Annotated in this window: 8 protein-coding genes; 2 read left to right on the top strand and 6 right to left on the bottom strand. The window is 61.1% G+C overall.

All coding sequences use genetic code 11. From position 1 onward, the window contains the following. Positions 1-382 precede the first annotated feature (382 nt). Positions 383-1,105 carry a DUF421 domain-containing protein gene (locus ACFO5X_RS07265; protein WP_380716620.1) on the top strand — a complete coding sequence of 241 codons (723 nt, stop codon included), beginning with the start codon at positions 383-385 and terminating at the stop codon, positions 1,103-1,105. 170 nt (positions 1,106-1,275) lie between these two features. On the opposite strand, the gene ACFO5X_RS07260 is transcribed toward ACFO5X_RS07265, so the two are convergent. The 3 genes from ACFO5X_RS07260 to ACFO5X_RS07250 all read right to left on the bottom strand — a co-directional run bounded on the left by ACFO5X_RS07260 (position 1,276) and on the right by ACFO5X_RS07250 (position 3,302). After that, the gene (locus ACFO5X_RS07260) at positions 1,276-1,815 is read right to left on the bottom strand and encodes a ferritin (protein ID WP_380716619.1); all 540 of its coding nucleotides are present in this window, start codon (positions 1,813-1,815) and stop codon (positions 1,276-1,278) included. 297 nt (positions 1,816-2,112) lie between these two features. Beyond that, positions 2,113-2,400, bottom strand: coding sequence for a hypothetical protein (locus tag ACFO5X_RS07255; protein WP_380716618.1), 288 nt, complete (start codon positions 2,398-2,400; stop codon positions 2,113-2,115). 144 nt (positions 2,401-2,544) lie between these two features. Then, positions 2,545-3,302, bottom strand: a protein-coding gene (locus tag ACFO5X_RS07250; RefSeq protein ID WP_380716617.1) for an IS5 family transposase whose coding sequence is annotated in 2 segments (ribosomal slippage) — positions 2,545-2,966 and positions 2,966-3,302 — 759 coding nt in all. Because the reading frame shifts where the segments join, the coding sequence is not laid out codon by codon here. 218 nt (positions 3,303-3,520) lie between these two features. On the opposite strand from ACFO5X_RS07250, the gene ACFO5X_RS07245 reads away from it, so the two are divergent. Further along, positions 3,521-4,795: an MgtC/SapB family protein gene (locus tag ACFO5X_RS07245; protein ID WP_380716616.1), complete on the top strand. Its 1,275-nt coding sequence runs from the start codon at positions 3,521-3,523 to the stop codon at positions 4,793-4,795. Positions 4,796-5,555: 760 nt separating this feature from the next. Here the strand turns inward: ACFO5X_RS07245 and arsJ are convergent. From arsJ to ACFO5X_RS07230, 3 genes are read right to left on the bottom strand one after another with little or no spacing between them, the layout of a single operon-like run. Next, on the bottom strand, positions 5,556-6,821 hold the full coding sequence (gene arsJ / locus ACFO5X_RS07240; RefSeq protein ID WP_380716615.1) for an organoarsenical effux MFS transporter ArsJ: 1,266 nt from the start codon (positions 6,819-6,821) through the stop codon (positions 5,556-5,558). Continuing rightward, positions 6,818-7,816 (bottom strand): ArsJ-associated glyceraldehyde-3-phosphate dehydrogenase, encoded by a 999-nt coding sequence (locus tag ACFO5X_RS07235; RefSeq protein ID WP_380716614.1) that lies wholly within the window; start codon positions 7,814-7,816, stop codon positions 6,818-6,820. Before ACFO5X_RS07235 ends, arsJ begins: the two co-directional genes overlap by 4 nt. After that, entirely contained in the window at positions 7,813-8,646 is an 834-nt protein-coding gene (locus tag ACFO5X_RS07230) for an arsenate reductase/protein-tyrosine-phosphatase family protein (RefSeq protein WP_380716613.1), read from the bottom strand. The genes ACFO5X_RS07235 and ACFO5X_RS07230 overlap by 4 nt, the downstream gene beginning before the upstream one ends. Between the last annotated feature and the right edge of the window lie 404 nt (positions 8,647-9,050).

The raw sequence follows: 9,050 nt of genomic DNA, 5'->3' as shown, positions 1-9,050 counted from the left end.
GTCTTTATGCACGTGTCTTAGCTCGCGCTGCCTTCGTCAGGCAGGCGGCCTCAATCGGGCCGTTACGGAACATCTTTCACGCCGGCAAGTTGAAGGCGCAAAAGCCTACGGCAGACCGGGCGCAAAAAGCGCGGACCGGATCCCGCCGAAGCACATGAGGAAAGGGCAGGGGATGCGTTACGGGTGAGACCGCCGGCTGCGAGGGCCGCGGGCGCGTTCGATCTCTATCGCGGGCCGCTCGTCCTGAGGGCCCGTTCAGAACATCGACTCTGGCGGAGACATTAGCGGTCGGTTGACCACCCTCAGACAGGGTTCGGACAACGCGCAGCTTGGGTTTTCAGGGGCAGGGGGGAGGAACCCTCTGCGACAGGTGAAAAGCAAAATGGATGATCACGTCGTACCCTTCGATCTTGTGCGGATGTTCCTTGGCGACGACCCGCCGCTGTTCTACCTTGAAATCGTCTTCCGCTGTTGTGTCATCTATGCGTACACCCTTTTGATGATCCGCTGGATCGGCGGTCGCGGCATTGCGCAGATGTCCGTGGTGGAATTCCTCCTGGTTATCGCTCTGGGATCTGCAGTCGGTGATGCGCTGTTCTATCCCGAGGTGCCGCTGTTTCACGCACTTCTTGTCATCACGATGGTCATTCTCATCAACAAGGGTCTGGATGTGATGATCTTCAAATCCACCCAGGTGGAACGGGCCATGGATGGAATGGCCCTGGAAGTGGTCCGGGACGGCGTGATCAACGTTCGGGTGCTGCAACGCCTGAAGCTCGGTCAGAATGAACTGTTCGAAGCCCTGAGGGAAAGGGGATTTCGCAGCCTGGGCGAAATCGAGGCCGCCTATCTTGAGACAAGCGGGAATTTCTCGGCATTCAAGCGAAAGGCGGAAACGCCTGGCCTGCCAATCGAACCGCCATGGGATGTGGCGCCACCGGAAACTCTGACGCCCGGTTCAACATTCCGAGGCAGGGTCGCCTGTCGCCGGTGTGGTTATGTGCTGCCGAAGGGTCAGACCATCACCCCGGATGAGTGCGCAAAGTGCGATCACCGGGAGTGGACGCCGGCCCGATGGCCGGACGCTTCGGATGCTGATGGCTGACCACTGCCGACCGAACGTCCGGTGCCGCGACGCGGAGGGCATCAAGAGCCTGCCCAGGGTTTGGCAAAATTCCAAACCCTGGGCAGGGTAAAGTCCATATCGGCACAATAACAGACAGGTCGCTTTCTCAGATGTGCGGCAGAGTGGTCCGCGCCTGAATTGACGACCGATCAGAGACTTTCCTCGCGCGGAACGGTGGCCTCCTGCATCGCGCTGGCGGTGTCGCGATCGAGCGTGTAGAGATCGGCTTCGTTCTTCTTGTTTGCAGCCAGAGTGTAGCGGTCCAGAAGGTCGCTGATCAGGGTTTCTTCTTCGATCTGTTCCTTGACGAACCATTGCAGGAAGTTGAACGTCGCCCAGTCCTTTTCCTCGTGGGCCATGTCGACGAGATCGTAGATAGACTTGGAGTTGCTCAGTTCGTGATCGAACGCGCCCTGCAGGCAATCGCGCATGTCCTTGGGTGCGACAGAGGGGGCATCGAGCGCTTCTATTTTCGTCTCGCCGCCCCGGTTGTTTATGTACTTCAGGAATTTGAACATGTGCTGCCGTTCCTCTACCGAATGCTTGTAGAGAAAGTCAGAGATCCCCGGATATCCGTTCACTTCTGCCCAGGAGGCATATGCCAAATAGACCTGTGCCTGAAATGCCTCGCGCGTCATTTGCGCGTTAAGAGCTTTTTCCATTTTATCGGAGAGACGCTTGTCGGCCATGTGTTTTCCTTTCTGGGTCCTGTCATATCGGTCCGGTCGTTTTCCATTTCGATCGAGGGAGCGTGCCCGATCAAAATATCCAACGTTGCATTTGCTGGCCAGTTCCCCGGCAAGGCGGCACTCGTTCCAGCATTGGAACTACTGCAGTGCCCGCGACTGACAAATCGCCACCGTTCGCCCGGGATATACGCTTGCCGATCCGTCGCGCGACGGGGAGTTCGCGCCATCTGGTGAGCTCTTCCGTTCGCGGCCTGGCCAGCCGGGGTCATCCCTTGCAGGGCGTCAGACGGAGGAGTTTCACTCGGACATCTCCAGCGCATTGCGCGGAATCTTGATGTCGATGGTCAGGGTCCTGCCTTCCCCGTCACGGGTCAGTTCCGCACCTATGTCGCGCGTCGTGAAATCGAGCAACTGGTTGCCGAAGCCCGTTTCGCCGGTGTTCGTATCTGTGATCTGGATACCATGTTCGCTCCATCTGATGAGAATCCAGTCCTGATCAATCTCATGCGCGGCGATGTCGAGTGCCCCGTTGTCAGTGAGGCTTCCGTATTTTGCGGAGTTGGTCGCCAGTTCGTTGAAGATCAATGCCAGAGACGCCGCCGCCCTGGGGGAAACAAGGAACTGAAGACCCTGATTGGTTATTTTTAGGCCCTTTTGAAACGGTTCAAGAGTCAGTTTGACCAGTTGCTCAAGAATGACAGGAGACGGGGTTTGGGCTAGGGTCAGGATTCATAACCAGTAGATGACGGTTGCGGCGAGGGCGAGGGCCGAGAGAAACACCTTGGGGCAGCGGTCGTATCGGGTAGCGACGCGCCTCCAATCCTTGAGCCTGCCGAGCATGATCTCGATCAGGTTGCGCCGCTTGTAGCGGCGCTTGTCATATCTGACCGGCGTCTTGCGCTGCTTTCGGCCGCGGATACAGGCGCGTATCCCCTTGTCCTTCAACGCGTCCCGGAACCAGTCCGCGTCATAGCCGCGATCCCCGAGCAACCATTTGACCTTTGGCAGGCTGCTGAGCAGCGCCCGCACGCCTATGTAGTCACTGACCTGCCCGGCGGTGACGAACAGGTCGATCGGTCGCCCCTGGCTGTCGCATACGGCGTGAAGTTTTGTGTTCATGCCGCCCTTTGTTCGACCAATCAAGCGACCGCGCCCCCTTTTTTGGCGGCCATGCTGGTCGCTGTTCGATGTGCCTTCAGGTATGTCGCGTCGATCATCACGGTCTTTCGCTCACCGTGTTCCGCAGCTAACCCGGCCATTATCCGCGCGAAAATGCCCTTCTCGCTCCAACGTTTCCACCGGCTATAGAGCGTCTTGTGCGGGCCGTAAGCGGCAGGAGCATCGCGCCAGCACAACCCATTGCGATTGATGAAGATAATCCCACTCAACACCCGCCTGTCATCGACCCGCGGATTGCCATGCAACTTCGGGAAGAAAGGGGAAAGCTTGGCCATCTGCTCGTCGGTCAGCCAGTAAAGGTCGCTCATGTCACCACTCCGTTTTTCGAGCCGTGAATCACGCAGGACGACTGAAATCAATGCATCCTGACCCTAGGTCTGAAAACCCGCAAAACCCCACGGTGCTCTACGTTTGATCCGGATCATTGCCAGCTCGATTGGTTCCAGCTAACGCTCGCATGATGGAAGCGATACGGTCACTACTCGGAGTGTTCCCGGACCTTATTGCTGCTGGGGAGACCTGCCGAATGCAACTCTATGCGGATGAACTGGCATTCCGGATCGCTCTATCGCTCGCCATCGGGCTGCTAGTTGGGCTGGAGCGCGGCTGGAGGGAGCGCGACGCGGCAGAAGGAAGCCGAACGGCGGGTTTCAGGACCTTCGGCCTTGCGGGGCTGCTTGGCGGTCTGACCGCGGCCCTGTCGCAACCCCTCGGGTCGGAACTGTTACTCGCTGCCGGCCTGTTCGCCTTTGCCGGGGTGTTCGGGGCGTTCAAGCTGCGCGAGGCCACCCACGACGGGGATTTCAGCGTTACGTCCGCGATTGCCGCGCTGTCGGTTTTCACGCTGGGCGCGCTGGCCGTCGCGGGGGACTATCGCATCGCCGCAGCGTCGGGGGCGACGGTCGCGGCCCTGCTCGCCAGCCGGGCGGCGCTTCACAGCTTCATCCAGCATCTTTCCTGGGTCGAGGTCCGTTCGGCGATCCTACTTGGCGCCATGACGATGATCGGTCTGTCGCTGTTGCCGGATCGCGCGCTTGATCCCTGGGGCGGCTTCAACCCTTGGGAGGTGTGGTTTCTGACCGTTCTGACGGCAACGATCTCCTATGCAGGCTATATTGCCGTGCGCGTGTTGGGTTCGGCGCGCGGCCTGATGATCAGCGGGTTGGCGGGCGGCCTGGTCTCTTCGACCGCGACCGTTGTCGCGCTGGCCCGGGGCGCTGCGGACGGGCAGTATCTGGCGGAACGCACCGGGGCGTCGATATTGGCCTGCATGGTCTCGGTGCTCAGGGTCATCGCCCTGACCGCCATCGTTGGGTTCGGCGCCCTTCCCGAGGTGCTTCCGGCATTGCTACCCGCCGCCGTCGTGTTCGCTGTCGCCGGCGCCACCCTGCTGGCAAGACGGCGGGTGGCCCAAGCCGCGGCGGGGCCGGCCAGCAACCCCTTCGACTTCTTTCCGCTGGTCGGTTTCGCCGTCTTCTTCGGTGCGGTCTCGGTACTGGGCGCGGCGCTTTCGGACCGGTTCGGAAGCTCGAGCGCGCTGGCAGCTTCGGCCCTGTCCGGCCTGTTCGATGTGGATGTCGCCACGCTGACCTCGCTCAGGCTGATGGATCAGGGTATTGCGGCACGGGCGGCCGCGTCCTCGGTCTGCGCGGCGGTCGCTCTGAACGCTCTGGCGCGGCTGAGTCTGGCGGCCGTGCTGGGTCCACGACGGTTCTGGCTTCCCTTCGGCGCCGCCACGCTGGCGGCCTTCGGCTCCGGACTGGCGGGATTCCTGCTCTGGCCGGGTCTGGGCCGGGCGTGAGAGCCGCCTTTCCATGCAGAACCGAACTGCTGCCGCAGGGTGGAACTGGCCTGGCGGCGCAGCGGAGCGAAATCGTTGGACGTGACGGTTTCCCGCTTGATCAGCAGCCTTTCACTGGCGACGAGATCGGCGCGATGCGACTTCAGCAGCGTTTCAGCGACCTCGAATTCCTCGCGGATCAGGGTCCCGGATGGCGAGGTCGATCTCGCGGTCGGTGGCCTCGGAATGGTTGCGCGTCAGGTCTTGCCGCGCCGGAATGATTGACTCCAGCTGTTGTGTCTCCAGCACCGCCTAACCTACCTCAGTGCTCATTCCGAACCGAGTCACGCAATCGCGCGATGTCGGTTGCCTTGGCCAGGCCGTGTCCTCGTGCCGGGCTTGCGCGGCGCGCTGTCCGTGCCCCGGCTCGAATGCTACATCGGCTTGATCTATCTGCCCGCCACCGAAAGCTGAGAGGGCAAGCCTGCTGCCCTCGCCCTTAACACCGCTGGGTCTTGCCAAACAAACCTGGCTTGAGGCGGGGAAGGACGCCAACTAGCGTCCGTGAACTTCGATGCCTTCATGCGTTTCCGCTCCTCTCCCAGCCAGGAAAGCTCAGCCGAAAACTCCAGCTTCAAACGGTCCAGCTTTCAGCAGGCAGAGCAAGACGGACCGTCCGGTTCGCGTGCACCACTCGGCAGGTTACTTGAAGTCTAGATGAAGGTGTCAGGCTGCGGGGGATCGGACCTAGGTTGGCCCGTGGAGATCGCCAACCCCACGGTCATGCCGTCACCTCATTTGCCTGATCTGTCAGGCGACCCGAGGTCAAAGCCGCCAGTAAAACCATGGTCGCGGCCGTCGCCATGACGAGGGTCAGCCCGCCGATCTGGTAGGTCAGGCCGGAGAGAAGCGTGCCGATCAGTCGACCGCCTGCATTGGCCATGTAATAGAAGCCCACGTCCATCGTGACCCGTTCGGACTTTGAGAACGCCAGAATGAGGTAGGAATGAAGCGATGAGTTAACCGCGAAGAGCGCGCCGAACATCAGAAGGCCCACAACCAGCGTCGCCGTGAGCCAAGTCTGGGGCGCGGGTGACAGAGCCACCGCGACGGTCAGCGCGGCTGGCACGACGAAGAGCGCGAAGGCCCAGCTGCGGGCTGCTCGGATCAGCTCGCCCTCCGGCCGCGTGGAGGCGCGCAGGATCCTCGGGGAGCTGGCCTGCACCATCCCGTAAAGGATGATCCAGACCGCCATGAACGTCCCTATCAGGAAGAACGCGGTGCGGTTGCCCGCTTCGGTCCCGTCGGAGAGCACGGCGTAGAAGTAGATTGGAATGCCGACGACGAACCAGACATCCCGCGCTCCGAACATAAACACGCGGGCCGCCGACAGCCAGTTGACGTTCGCGGATTTCGAAATGACTTCGGAGAATTTGGTGCCCTTCTTCCCTTTCGGCAGACCCGACGGCATGAGCAACACAACGGCCAGCAAGATCGCCCCCAGCACAAGGGCCATCGCCAGCACGGCCCAGTCGAAGCCCACCCCGGCCAGCAGCGCCGCGCCAAGCAGGAAGCCGACGCCCTTCACCGCGTTCTTCGATCCCGTCAACACGGCGACCCAACGGAACAGCCCTCCGCTCTCCGAAGGAGCCAGCAGCTTTACTGCAGATTTCGAGGACATCTTGGCAAGATCCTTCGCCACCCCCGACAAGCCCTGCACGCACATCACGAACGCGACGGAAACGGCGATGCTCCAGCCCGGATCTAGCTGTGCCAGCGCCATCAGGGCCAGCACCTGCAACCCGAGTCCGGCGTAGAGCGTCGACGTCAGGCCGAAGCGCAACGCGATCCATCCGGCGGTCAGGTTGGTGATCATCCCCGCTACCTCGTAGAGGACGAAGAGGTAGGCCAGCTGCACCGGGCTGAAGCCGAGCGTGTGGAAGTGCAGAAGCACCAGCATCCGCAACGCCCCGTCGGTCAGCATGAAGGCCCAGTAGGCCGCCGTGACGGCGATGTAGGCCGACAGGCCTTCCGGCCGGTCGCTCACAATGAGGCCCCGACCATCAGCGCCACGTCCACCAGACGGCAGGCATATCCCCATTCGTTGTCATACCAGGCGTAGACCTTCAGCTGGGTGCCATTGACCACCATGGTCGAGGGCGCGTCGATGATCGAGGACCGCGGGTCGTTGGTGTAGTCGGAAGACACCAGCGGACGCGTCTCGTAGCCAAGAATGCCCTGCAGCGGACCATTCGCAGCGACTTGGAACGCGGCGTTGACCTCCTCAACCGTTGTCTCGCGCTCCAACTCGAACACGCAGTCGGTCAGCGAAGCGTTCAGCAGCGGCACCCGGACGGCATGGCCGTTCAAGCGGCCCTTGAGCTCCGGATAGATCAGCGTGATCGCCGTGGCCGACCCGGTGGTCGTCGGGATCAGCGAGTTCAGCGCGGACCGTGCACGGCGCAGGTCTTTGGCCGGGCGGTCGACGATGGTCTGAGTGTTGGTCACGTCATGTATCGTCGTCATGGAGCCATGCTTGATCCCGAAGGTCTCGTGCACCACCTTCACGACCGGCGCGAGGCAGTTCGTCGTGCAGGACGCGGCGGTGACGATACGGTGCTGCGCCGGATCGTAGGTCTCGTGGTTGACCCCCATGACGATGTTCGCCGTCCGGCCTTCCTTCACAGGAGCGGATACGACGACCTTCTTCACACCTGCTTCGAAATACGCGGCGAGCTTGGCCTCGGTCTTGAAGACGCCAGTGCAGTCGATTACCACATCGACTCCTTCCAGCGGCAGATCGGTCAGAAATTTCGTCCCGATGAAGGGGATCCGCGTGCCATTGATGGTCACGCTGTCGACGTCATGCGCAAAGTCCGCCTGCCACCGGCCATGCACGGTGTCGAACTCCAGCAGGTGTGCATGCATCTCCGGATCGCCGACGGCATCGTTGATCCAGGCGATCTTGGCACCTCTTTCCAGCAAGGGGCGAAGGGCAAGTTTACCCATACGGCCGAGACCGTTCAGTGCGTAGGTCGTCATGCGGGCATTTCCGAACTGATGCGACCAATTTTGTCGACCGCCGATTGCAGGCCGATGCGGTCGAGGCTCTCCATCGGCAGCGAAGCGAACGCCTCGATCCGACGCTTCAGGGCGCCGTATGCGTGCTGGAAGGCCAAGCTTTTCTCGGCATCCGTGCCCTCGGCCTTGACCGGGTCAGGCATGCCCCAATGGCCGCTGATCGGTTGTCCTTCCCATGCGGGGCACTCTTCGTTTGCAGCCTGGTTGCAGACGGTGAAGACGAAATCCAGAGCCGGCGCGTCAGGAACACTGAACTCTGAAACGTTCTTGGATCGCAGGCTTGAGATGTCGTGCCCTTTGTCCTTCAGGACCTGCAAGGCAAACGGATTGAGCTCGGACTGTGGTTTGGTCCCGGCCGAATAGGCGTTGAACCTGTCGTTGGCGAGTTTGCGAAGGAGGCTTTCGGCGAAGATGGACCGGGCAGAATTTCCGGTGCAAACGAACAGCACGTTGTATTTGCGATCAGTCATGACAGAGGATCCTGCGCTAAGGGGCATGCAGATTTCAGGGCGGCTACGGCAACAATCGCTGAATAGGTATCCGAACAGCCGTTGCGCCGTGGTCATGTTGATGGAGTAGAGAAGCGACGTCCTCAACCTCTGCTGTTCCACGAGGTCCTCCCTCGTCAATGCAGACAGGTAGGTGGACATGGTGCTCGCCTTCACCTCCAGCGCTGCCGCCAGTTCGCCGGCCGGAACCCGGTCCGGATAGCGGCGCATCAGCAAGCGGAATATGGCCAGCCTTTGGGGGTGGCCGAGAGTGGACAGTTGGTTGGAGATCGTTTTTTCCATTTTTCACGTAATAATGAAATACCGGGCTGGCGGCAAGTGAAGGTTTTATGACGCTCGAAACAAGGCGTCGTCGATCTGGGCCTTTCCGAGAACCCCGAAAAGGCGGTTCGAAAGGGGAACTCTGATGCTGTTCATGGTGTTCTAAGCATCCGCAGGGCCACCTCAGCTCTTCCTGACAGTGTCGCCGAATTTGCTCGCAAGCAAAAGGATGAGCGGAAAGTCCGAGCTGCTACCTTCAAGGCGACGCCAGAATCCCCAAAGCCTCTAGTGGAAAATCCACACGCCTCGGAGGCGAAAACTGTGAAGTTCATTCGGACCAGGAAGGCGGACAAGGAGGGCGCCCTCAGCGCCACGGCGCCAGGCCAGTGTGGCGTGATCGCCGGCGCTGCGTGCGCTGACGGGCT

Source organism: Seohaeicola nanhaiensis (genome assembly GCF_042654245.1).
GTDB lineage: Bacteria > Pseudomonadota > Alphaproteobacteria > Rhodobacterales > Rhodobacteraceae > Seohaeicola_A > Seohaeicola_A nanhaiensis.
The sequence above is the reverse complement of the archived record's forward strand: the minus strand, read 5'-3'. Positions and strand labels throughout refer to the sequence as shown.